Below are 15,753 nucleotides of genomic sequence, written 5' to 3'. Positions count from 1 at the left end.
TGAAAAACCGCTGATTTCTGATCCGGTTCAGCAGGGAAGGTCCGAACCCGTTATCGAATTACGCGAGGAGTCAAAGGTGACCCGGCTCACAGTGGACGACGTCTACCAGCACATTCGCGGCGTCTGCTTCAAGACGGGGCCGCCCGGGACGGTCGGCGCGGAGACCGAGTGGCTCGTCGTCGACGCCGGTGACCCGGCCGCCCACGTGCCCGCCGAGCGGGTGCGCGCCCTCATGGACGGGGCCGGCCCGCCGGACGGCGGCAGCAAGGTCACCTACGAGCCCGGCGGGCAGCTCGAACTCAGCTCCGCCCCGTTCGGGACGCTGGACGACCTGACCGCCTCGCTCGGCCGGGACATCGCGCACGTGCGGGACGCGCTCGCGCCGGACGGGCTCGCGCTCGCCGGGCACGGCGTCGATCCCGTCCGCGTGCCCCGGTTCCAGGCCGACCACCCCCGCTACGCGTGCATGCGGGACTACTTCTGCGCGGGCGGCTTCCACGACGCGGGGATGGCGATGATGTGCTCGACCGCGTCGGTCCAGGTGAACCTGGACATCGGCGCCGACGACGCGGACGCGGAGCGCCGCTGGCGGCTCGTGCACGCGCTCGGGCCGGTGCTGGTCGCCGCCTTCGCCAACTCGCCGCTGCGGGCCGGGCGGCGCACCGGGATGCGCTCGTCGCGGCAGGGCATCTGGACCGAGCTGGACCCGTGCCGCACGCTGCCGGTGCTGCGGGACGGGGCGGACGGCGACCCCGCCGAGGCGTGGACGCGGTACGCGCTCGACGCGCAGGTCATGCTCGTCCACACCCCGGACGACCGCTGGGTGTCCGCCCCCGGGATGTCCTTCCTGGAGTGGCTGGCCAAGGGGGAGCCGGGCGAGGACGACCTCGCCTACCACCTGTCCACGCTGTTCCCGCCGGTCCGCCCGCGCGGCTGGCTGGAGCTGCGCATGATCGACGCGCTGCCCGGCCCGTTCTGGCCGGTGCCCGTCGCCGTCGCCACCGCCCTGCTGGACGACCCGGCGGCCTCGCGCGCCGCCGAGGCCGCCGCCGAGCCGGTGGCGCACCGGTGGGCGGAGGCGGCCCGCGACGGGCTCTCGGACCCCGCCCTGGCCAGGGCCGCGCGGGCGTGCTTCGCGGCGGCGCTGGACGCGCTCCCGCGGCTCGGCGCGTCCGGGCTCGCCCCCCTGGTCGAGGAGTACGCCCGCCGGTACGTCCTGCAAGGCCGCTGCCCCGCCGACGACCGCCCCGCCTCCGACTCCCCGACACGTCCCATGGAGGATCCGACATGAGCTCGCCTGGCCCGTCCGCCGACGAGGCCGCCCTGAAGGAACTGATCGCCGGCGAGCTCGGCTCGGCGCGCGACCGCAGCTTCGGCCTCACCACGGACGTCCTCGCCGAGGACGGCCTCACCGCGCAGGTGTCGCCGCTGATGTCGCCGCTCGTGTGGGACCTCGCGCACATCGGCAACTACGAGGAGCTGTGGCTGCTGCGCGCGGCCGCCGGGCACGAGGCGATGCGCCCCGAGATCGACGACCTGTACGACGCGTTCGAGCATCCGCGGGCGGAGCGGCCGGCGCTGCCGCTGCTGAAGCCCGAGGAGGCCCGGTCCTACATCGGCACGGTCCGCTCCAAGGTGCTCGACTCGCTGCCGTCGGCGCGCTTCGACACCCCGGACCCGCTGACGTCGGGCGGCTTCGTGTACGGGATGGTCGTCCAGCACGAGCACATGCACGACGAGACCATGCTGGCCACCCACCAGCTACGCCGCGGAGCCCCCGCGTTGCTCGACTCCAAGGCGGAACCACTCCAGGTCCCTGGCGAGGCGTCCGGGGCCGAAGAAGTGCTCGTCGAGGCGGGCCCGTTCCAGATGGGGACGTCAGACGAGCCTTGGGCGTACGACAACGAACGTCCCGTGCACACCGTCGACCTGCCCGCGTACTACATCGACGTGGAGCCGGTCACCAACGCGGCCTACACCGCGTTCATCGAGGCCGGCGGCTACGACGACCCACGCTGGTGGGACCCGGCCGGATGGGAATGGCGCAACAGCAGCGGCAAGCACGCCCCCGCCTTCTGGGAACGGGAAGGGGGGCACTGGACGCGGCGCCGCTTCGGGCGGTCGGAACCCGTCCCGCCCGGCGAACCCGTCCAGCACGTCTGCTGGTACGAGGCCGACGCCTACGCGCGGTGGGCCGGGAAGCGGCTGCCGACCGAGGCCGAGTGGGAGAAGGCCGCCCGCTGGGACCCCGGCGCGGAACGGTCGCGCCGCTACCCGTGGGGCGACGTCTACGAGGAGGGGCGCGCCAACCTCGGCCAGCGCGCGCTCCATCCGTCCGAAACCGGCTCCTACGCGGCCGGCGCGTCGGCGTACGGCGTGAGGCGCCTCCTGGGGGACGTGTGGGAGTGGACGTCGTCGGACTTCCACGGCTACCCCGGTTTCCGCTCGTTCCCCTACAAGGAGTACTCGGAGGTCTTCTTCGGCCCCGACTACAAGGTGCTGAGAGGCGGGTCCTGGGCGACGCATCCGCTCGCCGTACGCGGCTCGTTCCGCAACTGGGACTACCCCGTCCGCAGGCAGATCTTCTCCGGTTTCCGCTGCGCCCGCTCGGCGGCGGGGGAGGCGCGCTAGATGTGCCGCCATCTCGGCTACCTGGGGCCCGAGCGGACGCTGCACTCCCTCTTCTACGAGGGGGATCATTCGCTGGAGACCCAGTCGTACGCGCCGCGCATGACGCAGGGCGCCATCCTCAACGCCGACGGGTACGGCGTCGGCTGGTACCAGGACGGCGAGGCCGTCCGGTTCCGCCGCGCCCAGCCGATCTGGACCGACCAGTCGTTCCGCGAGGTCGCCGGATCCGTCCGGGCGTCGTGCGCGGTCGCCGCGCTGCGGTCGGCGACCGTCGGGTTCCCCGTGGACGAGTCGTGCGCCCAGCCGTTCCGCGCCGGGCGGTGGCTTTTCAGCCACAACGGGAAGATCGAGGGCTACGGCGGCGTCGAGTCCAAGCTGCGGGAGCTGGCCGGGGACATCGCCGACGTCCCCGACGCCCGCGCCCCCGTCGACTCCGCGCCGCTGTTCGCCCTCGCCGTCCGCAACTGGCGGGAGGGCGCGGCGCTCGGCGAGGGGCTCGCCGCCGTCGTCGCCACGATCACCGCGCTGGCCCCCGGACGCTACAACCTGCTCGCCTCGGACGGGACGTCCCTGGCCGCCACGACCTGGGGGGACTCCCTGTTCGTCCGGGAGGGCGGGGACGCGGTCCAGATCGCGTCCGAACCGCTGGACGGCGACCCCGCGTGGCGCCGCGTCCCCGACCGCTCGCTCGTCACCGCCGGGCTCGCCTCCGGCGTCCGCGTCTCCCCGCTCTGAAGCACTCCCGGCTCCGACGACCTCGGCTCCGCATCCGCACGACCAACGAAGGAGAACCACGTGGACCGGTTCCTGACCGACGACGACCTCGCCAAGACGCTCCGCCGGGACGTCAGGGAGGGGCTCGCCGGCACGCCCAAGACACTGCCGTCCAAGTGGTTCTACGACGAGCGCGGGAGCGCGCTCTTCGAGGAGATCACGCGGCTGGAGGAGTACTACCCGACCCGGCGGGAGCGGGAGATCCTCACCGCCCGGGCGCCGGAGATCGCCGTCGCCACCGGCGCCCGGACGCTGCTGGAACTCGGCGCGGGCTCGGGGGAGAAGACCCGGGTGCTGCTGGACGCGCTGGCCGGCACCCTGCGCGTCTACGTGCCGGTGGACGTCAGCGGCGACTTCCTGGAGCAGGCCGCGGCCGGGATCGCCGCCGACCATCCCGGCCTGGACGTGCGGGCCGTCGCCGCCGACTACGAGCAGCACCTGCCCCTGCTGCCCGGCGGCGAGCGGCGCCTCATCGCCTTCCTCGGCGGGACGATCGGCAACATGCCGCCCGCCGAGCGCATCGGGTTCCTCGGCGGCCTGCGCGCCACCATGGCCGAGGGCGACTTCCTCCTCATCGGCGCGGACCTCGTCAAGGACCCCGGGCGGCTCGTGCGCGCCTACGACGACGCGGCGGGCGTCACCGCCGAGTTCAACCGCAACGTGCTGTCGGTCATCAACCGGGAGCTGGACGCCGACTTCGACATCGGCGCGTTCCGGCACGTCGCGGTCTGGAACGCGGCGGAGGAGCAGATCGAGATGCGGCTGCGGTCGCTGCGCGCGCAGGACGTCCGGATCGACGGCCTCGACCTCGGGGTGTCGTTCGCGGAGGGGGAGGAGACCCGCACCGAGATCTCCGCCAAGTTCCGGCGGGAGCGGCTGGAGGCCGAGCTCGGCGCCGCCGGGCTGGAGCTCGCCGAGTTCTGGACGGACGAGGCGGGCGACTTCTCCCTCACCCTTGCGCGCCCCGTGTCGCGCTGACGCTCAGCTCTTGCGGACGGGGTGCGTGAGGCCCATCCGCTTCAGGTCCGCCGCCAGGCGGGTCGCCACGTACAGGTGGCCCGCCGGCGTCGGATGGGTGCGGTCCTGCTTGATGAGGTGCGGGGCGTTGCCCTGGCCCGTCAGCAGGTCGCCGGTGATCCAGCCCTCGCCCATCGGATCGACGAACGGGATGCCGAGCTGCCCGGCGAGGTTCTTCAGCGCGTCCCGGACGGCGAGCGCGCCTGGCAGCGGCGTCCCCGTCCCCCAGAGCGGGCCCACCACCACCAGCCGGGTCCCGGGCCAGCGCTGCCGGGCGCGCTCCAGCAGCACGTGCGCCGCCGCGGCGACCTGAGGCGGGGGGATCCGCCAGTCGTTGTGGCCGCCGGACACCACCAGCATGTCGGGCGCCGGGCGCCAGCCGAGCTGGCTCTCGAACAGGCCGAGGAACGCGTGCGGGCCGCGGCCCTTCTGGACGTACCCCGTCCCGGACCGGCCGCCGACGACGACCTGCCAGCCGAGGAGCCGCGCGGTCGCGGAGGCGTAGGTCGACTCCGGCTCGACGCCGCGGTCGCCGACGGTGTAGCTGTCGCCGAGGAACATCACCACGGGCGGGGCCTTGCGCGCCCCGTCGCCCTTCGGGCCGTCCGCCGCGGCGGGCTTGTGCACCGAACCCGCGACCAGGGAACAGCCCGCGGCGAGGGAGCTTGCGGCGAGCGACAGGACCGTCGCCAGGCACAGGCACAGCATCCGGGTCGCCGCGCCGCGTCGGGCGCGGCGAGATGTCATGGAGTACCACCAATGAGATCGGGGGACGCCTCCGCATCTTACTGACCTTGCGCCGCTCACGCGCGCACTCCGCGACCATGCCGTCACCGAGCCGCGGCCGCGCCATCACCGACCGCGACGGCGGTGCCCCGGCCGCGCGCGGCGGGCGCTTCGGGCCGCGCGGCGGTGAATCGCGTCCTTCCCTACATCCGCCGTTCACCCGGCGGATCGGACCGGGCCACCTGGCGACGGGAGGGTGCCGCGGTGACTCGACGGGAACGGCTGCGCGAACTCGACCTGCTGCGCTTCGCGGCCGCGCTGGCGGTGGTGCTCTACCACTTCACGGGATTCGGCGGCGCGGGGGCGTGGCCCGCGCCCTCGCAGGAGGTCTTCCCCGAGCTCGCGCCGGTCACCCGGTTCGGGTACCTCGGCGTCGACCTGTTCTTCGTCATCAGCGGGTTCGTGATCCTCATGAGCGCGTGGGGACGCGGCCCGGGGGAGTTCGGGATCTCCCGGCTCGTCCGGCTGATGCCCGCCTACTGGGTGAGCGTGCTGCTGGGCGCCGCCGTCTACGCGGTGTTCCGGACGGGGCACGGCGTCCCCGGCCTGATCGTCCCGAACCTGACGATGCTGCAGGGCGGGCTCGGCCTGCGGAACGTGGACGCCGTCTACTGGACGCTCTGGGTCGAACTGCACTTCTACGTGCTCGCCGCCGTCCTGGCCGGGATCGGCATCACCTACCGCTCGTGCCTGATCTTCATGGCGGCCTGGATGCTCGGCGGGGTCTTCGCCGACGAGGCCGACAGCAAGGTGCTCCAGGTGATGCTGGTGCCGACCTGGAGCTGCTACTTCATCGCGGGCATGGCGCTGTACATGATCCACCGGTTCGGCCCGACGCTGCTGCTCTGGGGGTACGTGGCCGCGTCCTACCTGGTGGCGCTGCGCTGGGGCGCCTGGCGCGCGGAGAACGTGTTCAGGGGCGCGGACGAGACGGTGGTCAGCGCCGTCATCACGGGCATCTTCGCGGTGATGATCCTCGTCGCGACCGGCCGCCTGAGCCGGCTGCGCTGGCGGGGCCTGACCGTGCTCGGGGCGCTCACCTACCCCCTCTACCTGGTCCACTCCCAGCTCGCGCTTCCCCTGCTGGACGCGGTGTATCCGGGGCTCGACCGCTGGACGGCGCTGGCGGTGGCCGTCGGAGCCTCCCTGCTGGCCGCCTACGCGGTGCACCGCCTGGTGGAGCGTCCCGGCGCGGCGTGGATGCGGGCGCGGCTCATGGCGTCGCTGAAGCCCATGCGGCCGCCCGAGGAAGCGTCTACATTTGTCGCTCGTGGCGATCGGGGTGGACGGGGCGGTGCTGGCCTCGACGGCGGTGAGCCTCGCGATCGCGCCCCGGTGGACGCGGCGCGCACCTGACCCCCGGCCCGGGGCCGGACGACGCTGGGCTCGTCCAGAGGTGTTCCTGTGCATGGTGGTGGGGCTCGTCTATCTGAACCAGGTGCTCTTCACCGTGTACGTACTGCGTGTTCACGGCGGAGACGTCTCGTTCGTCGCGAAGTACCTGCCCGAGGGATGGTTCGCTCTTGAGGACGGCCGGGCCATGCGCGGCTTGGCGGAACGCCTCCCGATGCCGGGGTTGCTGGCGCCGTCCGTGCTGCGCGTGCAGGCGTTCCTCGAACTGCCGTTGGTGCTGCTCGCGTATGTGACGGTGCTGCGATGGCTGGATCGCGGCCTGTACCGGCGTCTGGCGCGCTCGTGGCTGGTGTGGGCGGCGTCAGCCTTCTACACCTTCGTCTTCTGCTCGGTCGAATGGGACCTCCGCAATCCCTACACCGCGGACGACATCGTGATCCGGGCGTGCTCGGCTGTGGTGACGCCGTTGCTGCTGCGATGGCTGGCAGGGAATGAGGAGACCGGCAGGGACGAGCAGTCGTTCCGGCAGATGCTCCTGTTCGCCGCATGTGTGTGGGGGCTGGGGCACTTGGTGTTGACCGTCTATGACACTGCCCTGCTCTACAACCTCGGACATCTGGGCGGACGCCTACCGGGTGCGGCCGTCGCCGGGTGCGTCGTCCTGGGTGCGCGCTGGGCGTCGACACGCCTGAGACCGGGCGAAGTGGGCGTCGCTCTGGCGTCGGTCATCAGCGGACTGCGGTGGACCCTGCTTCTCTTCTTCGTCCCGGCTCTCGCCATCCGCTACGGAGTGAACTTCGGCACTCCGCTCCTGGCGGCGGCGGCCGGGCTGCTCGTCTGCGGGGCGGCCGCCGCATGCGCTCTGCGGAACGCGTTCAGCGGCGCTGGGGCGGCCCGCATCGCGTTCTGGGCCCTCCAGGCGGCGGTGGCGCTTCTCGCTGGAGCCGCGACCGGCCACGCCGCCGTCCGCCTGGTCACGGACACCTATTACGAGGCGGGCCTGCTGAGGGGCGCCGCCTCCTGCTTCGCCGTCGTCATCGCCGTCTGCGCGCTGAGCGACCGCTGTTTCGGACGGCCCTGTGACACATTCGGGGCTGCCCGCGCTGAGGGGGACAGGAGCGTCCGGCCGAGGAGAGCGGGCTTCGGCCGTACGCCCCCGTCTCCGGCGGCCCCGTCACCCCCGGGCGGGCCCGCCGGAGACTCTCAGGCCGCCTCGTCCGGCGACTGGAGTTCCTCCGTGTAGCTGACCGGCGTCCGGCGCATCACGCCGGTCTCGTCGACGGAGTACTGGCCGAGCCGCCACAGCGGCGGCGAGTAGGCGTGGATCGAGACGCTGGCCTCCTCCACCCCCGTGAGCCGGTGGATGTGCTCGGGGCCGAAGCAGAAGGACGCGCCCTCCGGCATGACGGTCCGCAGGGGGTCGCCGCCGATGCGCGGGTTGTTCTCCTCGATGGCGCCGGCGACGACGCGGACGGCTCCCGAGGAGACGTCGTGGTCGTGCCAGCCGGTGTCGTTCTCGGGCGTCCAGCACAGCAGCCAGACGTCGACGTGCTCGTCCCTGTGCAGGGAGACGTAGTGGCGGCGCCCCTCGGGGAACGCCACGTGGGGCCGCCAGAGGCCGGGCCGCTCGGCCAGGTCGTCGACCAGTTCCCGCAGTTCCCGCTTGTCGAGGGCGCGGCCGGGCAGGCGCTCCAGGCCGCTGGGACGGGGCAGGACCTCGGAAGACACGGGGTTCGCTCCTCTCCGAAACTGTCGGTGGGTGCGGCCCGTTACGCCCGCAACCCGTCGCGAATCGGCAGGCCAAGGCTTCTGAACCGCATCAGTTAACCGTTTCAGTGAACCGCTTCAGTGACGCTCCCGTCAAGGGCGGGGTGCCGTGGTCTGTCGGTGGCGGCCTCTAGGCTTGGAGGGATGTCGGAAAAGCGCAAGCGCGCGACCATCCGGGAAGTGGCGCAGGCGACGGGGCTGTCGCCGGCGGCCGTCTCTTACGCGCTGCGCGGCATCCAGACCTCCGAGGAGACGCAGGAGCGCGTCCGCGCCGCGGCGCGCGAGCTCGGCTACGAGGCCCACCCGATCGCCCGCGCGCTGGCCAGCGGGCGCACCGATCAGGTCGGCCTGCTGTGCGGCTCGCTGGAGGACTACTGGCAGCAGTCCCTCGCGGTCGGCATCGGGCGGGCGCTGCTCGCCCGTGGCCGCTACGCCCTGATCGTGGACGCCGGCGGCGACCCCGAGCGCGAGCTGGCCCTCGCCCGGCGGCTGCGCGACCAGCGGGTGGACGGCCTGATCGTCCAGCCGCTCGACCCGTCCGCCGCGCTGTGGTCGGAGCTGGCGGCAGCGATCCCCGTCGTGTCCATCGGCGACGCCCTGCACGGCGGCCAGGCGCAGGGCGAGGTCGTCTTCGACAACCGGCGCGGCGTGACGCTCGCGCTGGAGCACCTGCGGGCGCTCGGGCACGAGCGCCTCACCGTGTTCACCCCCACGCTCGACAGCACGCCGGACCGCCCGGCCGACGTGTACGTCAACGCCGAGGCCGAGCGGCTCGGCCTGTCGGTGGACGTCGTGGTCGTGCCGCAGTCCCTCGCCGAGTCCACCGAGGTCGCGCTGCGGGTGCTCGGCGGCGCCGGCCGCCCCTCGGCCGTCTTCTGCTTCGCCGACTCCATCGCCTACGGCGTCTACGCCGCCACCCGCGAGCTGGGGCTGGACGTCCCCGGCGACGTGGCCGTCTGCGGCTACGACAACCATCCGATGTCGGCGCTGCTGTCCCCGCCGCTCACCAGCGTCGAGTGGGACATCGAGGGCATCGTCCACTCCGCCGTCCGGCTGGTCGTGGACGTCATCGACGGCAAGCCGCGCAAGCGCCGCGTCGTCCGCGAGCCGTCGCTGCGCGTCCGCGCCTCGACCGGCGAGACCGCGGCGGGCTGAGGGTCAGGGGTGGAGCCGGGCCAGGTGCGGCAGGAGGTCCGCGGCGGCGGCGATGTCGGCGTCCAGCGGCCGGTCCTCGATCCGCGGGTCCAGGACGGCGCCCGCCATGTCCCACGCCGCGCGCAGCGGCCCGCCGGAGGGCGCCCGCCCCTGCATCCGCAGCCCGCGGACGGCGGCCACCAGCTCGCAGCCGAGCCCGAGCCGGTAGGCGGCGACCGCGTCGGTGGTCGCCCGCGCCGACTGCGTCGAGAAGCCGGCGTGCTCCTCGACGCCGCGCGACAGCACCGCGCTGCCGAGCGCCGCGGGGGTGGCGAGGCGCCGCACGTCGGCCAGGCACGAGTGGGCCACGTACTCCAGGATCATGATCCCGGACGAGGCCTCCGTCTCGCCCTGGAACGCGTAGAGGCCGGTGAACGACGGCTCGGCGAGCGTGCCGAGGCGTGCGGCGGCCAGCGCCATCGTCTGGAACAGGGCGGCGCGGGCCGCGTCCAGGGCGAGCCCGACGTAGGCGGTGTGGAAGTTGCCGTTGTGCCAGACCGTCCGCCCGGGGACGTCCACCAGCGGGTTCTCGGAGGCGGCGTTGATCTCCCGCGTGACGACCTCCTCGGCGTAGCCGGCCGCCTCCACCGCGGGGCCGTGCACCTGCGGGAACGCCCGGTAGCCGTAGGGGTCCTGGATGCGCATGGGCGCCGGCCGGTCGAAGGCGAGCAGCCCGCGCATCGCCGCCGCGACCTGCTGCTGGCCCGGATGCGGGCACGCGTCCTGCACCGGCTGCGCGAACGGCTCCTCCGAGCCCCGGACGGCGAAGTGCGACAGCGCCGCCACGACCGTCGAGGCGCGCAGCGCCTCCCGCAGGTCGGCGACCGCGAGCGCCGACTCGCCGAGCGTGGCGGCGTTGGAGCTGATGAAGGCCAGCGCGTCGGCGGAGCGGAGCCGGTAGCCGGGGCCGCGCTCCTGCCCGCCGTCGGGGCCCGGCAGCCACGGCCGCTCGCCGAGCAGGCACAGCGCGGTCGAGGCCAGCGCCGTCAGGTCGCCCGTGCCGATCGCCCCGTACACCGGCACCGGGGGGAGCAGGCCCAGGTTGAGCACGTCCGCCAGGGTCTGGAGCACGCCCGGCTCCACGCCCGAGCCGCCCGCCGCGATCTGGTTCAGCCGGACGGTCAGCATCGCCCGGACGATCTCCGGGGCGAGCAGCGGCCCGGCCCCGGCCGCGTGGCTGCGCAGCAGCCGCAGGCCGTGGGCGTCGGCGTCCTCCCACTCGACGTCCACGACGCGGTTGGCGCCGACCCCGGTCGTCCGCCCGTACACGGGCTGCGCCTCGGTGACCTCGCGGACGACCCGCCAGGCGTCGCGCGCCCGCTCCACGCCGGCCGCCGCTATGGCGACCGTCACATCCTCACGGGCCGCGCGCGCCACCTGAGCGCATGTGAGCAAAGTCCCGTCGATAACGATTCGGCTGTTCTCCACGCCGACACGCTACTTTCCCTGCATTCCCGGTAGATATGCTTTCATGCTCGACGTTCCGGACATGCCGGGACATCGAGATGACGGTACCCCTTGGTTACGGTTGGTACCCAGACGGAATTCGAGCAACGGCGTCACGCGGGGCGCCCGGCGAGGACGTGATTTGTTGATCACCTTTGAGGGCGTCACCAAGCGCTATCCCGGGGGCACCGTCGCGCTCGACGACGTGAGCCTGGAATGCCCCACGGGACGCATCACCGTGTTCGTCGGCACGTCCGGCGGCGGTAAGACCACCGCGCTGCGGACCATCAACCGGATGGTCGAGCCGACCTCCGGGCGCGTGCTGATCGACGGGAAGGACGTCCGCGAGCGCAAGCCCGCCGAACTGCGGCGCGGCATCGGCTACGTGATCCAGCACGCCGGGCTGTTCCCGCACCGCACCATCCTCGACAACATCGCCACCGTCCCGTACCTGCTCTCCTGGAACAAGAAGAAGGCGCGGGAGCGGGCGCTGGAGCTGATGGAGCGGGTCGGGCTCGACCCCGCGATGGGCAAGCGGTACCCGTTCCAGCTGTCGGGCGGCCAGCAGCAGCGCGTCGGCGTCGCGCGGGCCCTCGCCGCCGACCCGCCGATCATGCTGATGGACGAGCCGTTCAGCGCCGTCGACCCCGTCGTCCGCGCCGAACTGCAGGACGAGTTCCTCCGCCTCCAGGAGGAACTGCACAAGACGATCGTGTTCGTCACCCACGACATCGACGAGGCGATCAAGCTCGGCGACCGGATCGCGGTGTTCCAGACCGGCGGCAGGCTCGTCCAGATCGACAGCCCCGAGAACCTCCTGGCCCACCCCGCCGACGATTTCGTCGCCGGCTTCATCGGCCAGAACCGCGGCATCCGCACCCTCTCCTTCGCCGACACCGGCGGCCTGCGGCTGAACGACGACGCGGTCCGCGCGGCGAGCGCCGACGCGGCGGAGGCGGCCGGAACGGAATGGGTGCTCGTCGTCGACGACGACCGCCGCCCCCTCGGTTGGACCCGCCCGGCGCAGGCGGCCGGTCCGCTCGGGAAGGCCAAGCTCAGCCCGGTCGGCTCCACGTTCCACGTCGGGGGCGACACCGTGCGGACCGCACTGGACGCGGCCGTGCTGTCCCCGTCGGGGCTGGCGGTCGGCGTCGACGAGACCGGCGCGGTCGTCGGGACCGCGAGCGGGACCGACCTGCTCGCCGTCCCCACCCACGGCCGCGACGCCGCCGCGTCCGCGCCCGGCGAGCCCGAGCGGACCGGCGAGGCCGACCAGCCCGACCAGCCCGACCAGCCCGGCGAGGCCGAGCGGGCCGCCGATGCCGAGGAGGCCGACGCCGGAGGCGCCGGCTGATGGACATCGACTGGGGCTGGATCGGCGAGCACACCGACACGCTGACCGAGCACGCCCTCATCCACCTGCGGCTCGCACTGCTGCCGGTGCTGTTCGGCCTGATCATCTCGCTGCCGGTCGGCATGCTGTGCCGCCGCTGGGCCTGGATCTACCCGCCGGCGCTGACGGTCTCGAACATCTTCTACGCGATCCCGTCGCTCGCGCTGTTCATGGTCTTCATCCAGTACACCGGGCTGACCGCGTCCACGGTCATGATCCCGCTGACCCTGTACAGCCTGTCGGTGCTCGTCCCGAACGTGGTGGACGGGCTGGCGTCGGTGTCCGACCCCGTCCGGCAGGCGGCCACCGCGATGGGCTTCGGCCCGCTGCGGCGCCTGCTCCAGGTGGAGCTGCCGATCGCCGTGCCCATCGTCATCGCCGGGACGCGCGTCGCCGCCGTCTCCTCCATCAGCCTCGTCGCGGTCGGCCAGCTGATCGGCCAGGGCGGCCTCGGCTACGACATCATCCGCGGCTACCAGCTCCAGTTCCAGACGCAGATCGTGGCCGCCACCGTCCTGATCGTCCTGCTGGCCCTGGTCACCGACGCGATCCTGGTCACCGTCCAACGCCTGCTCACCCCGTGGGCCCGAGCCCGGATGACCTCATGAACGAGCTGTGGAACCAGATCGACCTGTTCTGGACGTGGCTGACCACGTCCTCCCAGTGGCACGGCGGCGACGGCATCCCGCACCGCCTGCTCCAGCACGTCTACTACAGCGGCGTGGCGCTGGTGTGCGCCGCGGTCATCGGCCTCGCGCTCGGCCTGCTCGTCGGGCACACCGGCCGGGGCGGGTTCCTCGCGATCAGCCTGGCGAACGTCGCCCGTGCCGTCCCCACCTTCGGCCTCGTGCTGATCGTCGTAGTGATCGAGTACAGCATCACACCGGTGCTCGTCGCGCTCGTCGCCCTCGCCGTCCCGCCGATCCTGGTCAACACCTTCGAGGGCATCCGCGGCGTCGACGCCGACGCCAAGGACGCGGCCAGCGGCATGGGCATGACCGGCTGGGGCGTACTGTGGCGGGTCGAGCTGCCGATGGCCCTGCCCCTCATCCTGCTGGGGCTGCGCACGTCCGCGATCCAGGTCGTCGCCACCGCCACCATCGCCGCCTATCCCGGCTTCGGCGGACTCGGGCGCTACATCATCGACGGCCTGGCCCGCAACGACTACCAGCTCGTCGTCGGGGGCACCGTCCTGGTGGTGCTGCTCGCGCTGATCGTCCAGGCGGCCTTCGCGGCGCTGCGCCGCCTCCTCGTCTCACCGGGCCTGCTCGGCTCCGCCCGATCCTCCTGACACCGAAGGAAGAGCACATGAACAAACTCATCAGGGGCGCGGTCGTCGGCCTCGTGGCCGCCCTGTCGCTGTCCGCCTGCGGCGGCGGCGACTCCGGAGACGACGGCAACCCGCTCTCCGGAGGCGGAGGGAACGGCACCGTCACCGTCGGCGGCGCGAACTTCCCCGAGAGCAACCTCCTCGGCGAGCTGTACGCGCAGGCGCTGGAGGCCAAGGGCGTCAAGGTCACCCGCAAGTTCAACATCGGCGCCCGCGAGATCTACTACGACCAGGTCGTCAAGGGCGGCATCAGCGTGATGCCCGAGTACAACGGCGCCCTGCTCACCACCTCGGTCGACAAGACCAGCACGGCCGCGACCACCGACGAGATCAACGCCGCGCTCAAGGCCAAGCTGCCCGCCGGCGTCGAGATCCTGGACTCGGCGAAGGCCGAGGACAAGGACTCCGTCACCGTCAACCCGCAGACGGCCGCGAAGTACAGCCTGAAGTCCATCGCCGACCTCAAGCCGGTCGCCAAGGACCTCGTCATCGCCGGCCCCTCGGAGTTCAAGACCCGCCAGCAGGGCCTCGTCGGCCTCGAGAAGTCCTACGGCCTGAAGTTCAAGAAGTTCCAGCCGTTCGACGCCGGCGCCCAGGCCACCCTGGTGAAGCTGCTCACCGAGAACAAGGTCCAGGCCGCCGACCTGTTCACCACCGACCCGACGATCCAGCAGAACAAGCTCGTCGTCCTGGAGGACCCGGAGAACGTCTTCTCCGCCCAGAACGTCACGCCGCTGGTCAACACGAAGGCGGTGGACGAGAAGGCCAGGGCGGCGCTGAACGGCGTCTCCGCCAAGCTCACCACCCAGGACCTCCTGGACATGATGAAGCGCGTCGCCATCGACAAGGACGACCAGGAGAAGGTCGCCGAGGAGTGGCTGAAGAAGTCCGGCCTCGCCTGACCCCTCGCAGACCGCCGACGGCCGAGCCCCGCCCGGGGCTCGGCCGTTCGCCGTCCGAGGGTGCTCTCAGCGCCCGGCGCCCCCCTCGTCCCCGGTGCGGACCTGCGCGTCATCGACCGGGCCGGGCACCTGCTGCCGGAGGACCGCCCCGCCGGGCTCACCGCCGCCCTGCCGGAGTTCCTCGCGGCGTGGCGGTCAGTCCCGGAAGGCGAGGCGGGCGATCACGGGATCGTGGTCGGACGGGTGGACGCCGCCGGCGCGGTACGGGTCGATCTCGGCCCAGGTCGTCCTGATCGGGCCCCGCACGAGGATCCAGTCGATCCGCCTCCCGCCCGGTTCCGGGGGTCTCCAGTGGTTCTCGGTGCGGTACTGCGGCCCGTGCCGGTCGGCCGCCGTCCAGGTGTCGCGCAGGGCGCCGGGACCGGTGAGGATCGCGTACGCCGGGGACGCCCCGGCCGCGTCGTTGAAGTCGCCGGTGAGCACGACCGGCGCCCCCGGCTGGAAGGCGCGGACGCGGTCGAGGATCAGCCGGGCGCTCTTCACCCGCGAGTCCGCCGACAGGTTGTCCAGATGCGTGTTGGCCTGGTAGAACACCGTTCCGGTGCGCCGGTCGCGGAACTTCGCCCACGTCACCATCCGGACGTACCGGTTGCCCCAGGTGGCCGAGCCGATCACGGAGGGCGTGTCGGACAGCCAGAAGTGGTCGAAGTCCAGCACCTCGAACCGCCGCTCGCGGTAGAAGATCGCCAGGAACTGGTCGCGGGTGCCGCCCTGGCTGCCGAGCCCGATCCAGCGGTACCCCGGCAGCGTCCGGGCGAGATCCCGCACCTGGTGCCACCGGGCCTCCTGCACCCCGAGCAGATCCGGGTCGTGCTCCCGCAGAAGGCGCCTGACCAGCGGCAGCCGGGTCTTCCAGTCGCGCGGCGGCGGATCGTTCACGCCGCGCAGGTTGTACGTCATGACCCGCACGGACCCGTCGCCGGCCGCCCGGGGCTCGACCAGCACGAACCCGGAGGCGAGCAGGATCGCCGCGGCCGCGGCCGCGGGCAGGAACCACCGCCGGCGCAGCAGTCGCCGGGCCGCCCCGGTCCTCACGCACCCGGCGCCTGCACGCGCCGGAGCAGGCCGCCCTCGTCCGTCGCCATGTCACCACCCGCCCG

Annotated in this window: 15 protein-coding genes; 11 read left to right on the top strand and 4 right to left on the bottom strand. The window is 72.8% G+C overall.

Annotated elements, in window-relative coordinates:
* Positions 1 to 76: 76 nt before the first annotated feature.
* Genes egtA through egtD form a run of 4 tightly spaced genes read left to right on the top strand, consistent with a single transcriptional unit; the run spans position 77 to position 4,383 of the window.
* A complete protein-coding gene (gene egtA, locus ACQEU6_RS18420; protein ID WP_499333500.1) occupies positions 77 to 1,291 on the top strand; it encodes an ergothioneine biosynthesis glutamate--cysteine ligase EgtA in 1,215 nt (404 codons plus the stop codon).
* On the top strand, positions 1,288 to 2,631 hold the full coding sequence (egtB, locus tag ACQEU6_RS18415; protein WP_499333498.1) for an ergothioneine biosynthesis protein EgtB: 1,344 nt from the start codon (positions 1,288 to 1,290) through the stop codon (positions 2,629 to 2,631). Before egtA ends, egtB begins: the two co-directional genes overlap by 4 nt.
* Complete coding sequence (egtC, locus tag ACQEU6_RS18410) at positions 2,632 to 3,366, top strand: ergothioneine biosynthesis protein EgtC (protein WP_499333497.1); 735 nt, start codon at positions 2,632 to 2,634, stop codon at positions 3,364 to 3,366.
* A 60-nt stretch (positions 3,367 to 3,426) separates the two neighbouring features.
* Positions 3,427 to 4,383: an L-histidine N(alpha)-methyltransferase gene (gene egtD, locus ACQEU6_RS18405; RefSeq protein ID WP_499333495.1), complete on the top strand. Its 957-nt coding sequence runs from the start codon at positions 3,427 to 3,429 to the stop codon at positions 4,381 to 4,383.
* Positions 4,384 to 4,386: 3 nt separating this feature from the next.
* Here egtD and ACQEU6_RS18400 read toward each other — a convergent pair whose 3' ends face one another.
* Positions 4,387 to 5,169 carry an SGNH/GDSL hydrolase family protein gene (locus tag ACQEU6_RS18400; RefSeq protein ID WP_499333494.1) on the bottom strand — a complete coding sequence of 261 codons (783 nt, stop codon included), beginning with the start codon at positions 5,167 to 5,169 and terminating at the stop codon, positions 4,387 to 4,389.
* Between the two features lie 243 nt (positions 5,170 to 5,412).
* Between ACQEU6_RS18400 and ACQEU6_RS18395 the strand changes: the two genes are divergently transcribed.
* Both ACQEU6_RS18395 and ACQEU6_RS18390 read left to right on the top strand, forming a co-directional pair.
* On the top strand, positions 5,413 to 6,564 hold the full coding sequence (locus tag ACQEU6_RS18395; protein ID WP_499333492.1) for an acyltransferase family protein: 1,152 nt from the start codon (positions 5,413 to 5,415) through the stop codon (positions 6,562 to 6,564).
* The gene (locus tag ACQEU6_RS18390; RefSeq protein WP_499333491.1) at positions 6,479 to 7,804 is read left to right on the top strand and encodes a hypothetical protein; all 1,326 of its coding nucleotides are present in this window, start codon (positions 6,479 to 6,481) and stop codon (positions 7,802 to 7,804) included. Before ACQEU6_RS18395 ends, ACQEU6_RS18390 begins: the two co-directional genes overlap by 86 nt.
* On the opposite strand, the gene ACQEU6_RS18385 is transcribed toward ACQEU6_RS18390, so the two are convergent.
* Positions 7,765 to 8,289 (bottom strand): cysteine dioxygenase, encoded by a 525-nt coding sequence (locus tag ACQEU6_RS18385; protein ID WP_499333490.1) that lies wholly within the window; start codon positions 8,287 to 8,289, stop codon positions 7,765 to 7,767. The two genes, ACQEU6_RS18390 and ACQEU6_RS18385, sit on opposite strands and share 40 nt — an antisense overlap.
* Before the next feature lie 183 nt (positions 8,290 to 8,472).
* Here ACQEU6_RS18385 and ACQEU6_RS18380 point away from each other — a divergent pair, with 183 nt between their 5' ends.
* A complete protein-coding gene (locus tag ACQEU6_RS18380) occupies positions 8,473 to 9,483 on the top strand; it encodes a LacI family DNA-binding transcriptional regulator (RefSeq protein WP_499333489.1) in 1,011 nt (336 codons plus the stop codon).
* A 3-nt stretch (positions 9,484 to 9,486) separates the two neighbouring features.
* Here the strand turns inward: ACQEU6_RS18380 and ACQEU6_RS18375 are convergent, their stop codons facing one another.
* The gene (locus tag ACQEU6_RS18375; RefSeq protein WP_499333487.1) at positions 9,487 to 10,950 is read right to left on the bottom strand and encodes an aromatic amino acid ammonia-lyase; all 1,464 of its coding nucleotides are present in this window, start codon (positions 10,948 to 10,950) and stop codon (positions 9,487 to 9,489) included.
* 163 nt (positions 10,951 to 11,113) lie between these two features.
* Here ACQEU6_RS18375 and ACQEU6_RS18370 point away from each other — a divergent pair, with 163 nt between their 5' ends.
* Genes ACQEU6_RS18370 through ACQEU6_RS18355 form a run of 4 tightly spaced genes read left to right on the top strand, consistent with a single transcriptional unit; the run spans position 11,114 to position 14,593 of the window.
* Positions 11,114 to 12,322: an ABC transporter ATP-binding protein gene (locus ACQEU6_RS18370; RefSeq protein ID WP_499333486.1), complete on the top strand. Its 1,209-nt coding sequence runs from the start codon at positions 11,114 to 11,116 to the stop codon at positions 12,320 to 12,322.
* Positions 12,322 to 12,969 (top strand): ABC transporter permease, encoded by a 648-nt coding sequence (locus ACQEU6_RS18365; RefSeq protein ID WP_499333484.1) that lies wholly within the window; start codon positions 12,322 to 12,324, stop codon positions 12,967 to 12,969. The genes ACQEU6_RS18370 and ACQEU6_RS18365 overlap by 1 nt, the downstream gene beginning before the upstream one ends.
* On the top strand, positions 12,966 to 13,652 hold the full coding sequence (locus ACQEU6_RS18360) for an ABC transporter permease (RefSeq protein ID WP_149264104.1): 687 nt from the start codon (positions 12,966 to 12,968) through the stop codon (positions 13,650 to 13,652). The genes ACQEU6_RS18365 and ACQEU6_RS18360 overlap by 4 nt, the downstream gene beginning before the upstream one ends.
* Before the next feature lie 17 nt (positions 13,653 to 13,669).
* Entirely contained in the window at positions 13,670 to 14,593 is a 924-nt protein-coding gene (locus ACQEU6_RS18355) for an ABC transporter substrate-binding protein (RefSeq protein WP_499333483.1), read from the top strand.
* 195 nt (positions 14,594 to 14,788) lie between these two features.
* On the opposite strand, the gene ACQEU6_RS18350 is transcribed toward ACQEU6_RS18355, so the two are convergent.
* Entirely contained in the window at positions 14,789 to 15,688 is a 900-nt protein-coding gene (locus tag ACQEU6_RS18350; protein WP_499333481.1) for an endonuclease/exonuclease/phosphatase family protein, read from the bottom strand.
* Between the last annotated feature and the right edge of the window lie 65 nt (positions 15,689 to 15,753).

The sequence above is a fragment of the Spirillospora sp. CA-108201 genome (assembly GCF_050936235.1).
Lineage (GTDB): Bacteria > Actinomycetota > Actinomycetes > Streptosporangiales > Streptosporangiaceae > Spirillospora.
The sequence above is the reverse complement of the archived record's forward strand: the minus strand, read 5'-3'. Positions and strand labels throughout refer to the sequence as shown.

What these genes read in the sequence shown, in the direction of transcription:
- egtB (WP_499333498.1), top strand. Translation starts at nt 1,288, where the DNA reads ATGAGCTCGCCTGGCCCGTCCGCCGACGAGGCCGCCCTGAAGGAACTG.
- egtC (WP_499333497.1), top strand. Translation starts at nt 2,632, where the DNA reads ATGTGCCGCCATCTCGGCTACCTGGGGCCCGAGCGGACGCTGCACTCC.
- ACQEU6_RS18400 (WP_499333494.1), bottom strand. Translation starts at nt 5,169, where the DNA reads ATGACATCTCGCCGCGCCCGACGCGGCGCGGCGACCCGGATGCTGTGC.
- ACQEU6_RS18380 (WP_499333489.1), top strand. Translation starts at nt 8,473, where the DNA reads ATGTCGGAAAAGCGCAAGCGCGCGACCATCCGGGAAGTGGCGCAGGCG.
- ACQEU6_RS18365 (WP_499333484.1), top strand. Translation starts at nt 12,322, where the DNA reads ATGGACATCGACTGGGGCTGGATCGGCGAGCACACCGACACGCTGACC.
- ACQEU6_RS18360 (WP_149264104.1), top strand. Translation starts at nt 12,966, where the DNA reads ATGAACGAGCTGTGGAACCAGATCGACCTGTTCTGGACGTGGCTGACC.
- ACQEU6_RS18355 (WP_499333483.1), top strand. Translation starts at nt 13,670, where the DNA reads ATGAACAAACTCATCAGGGGCGCGGTCGTCGGCCTCGTGGCCGCCCTG.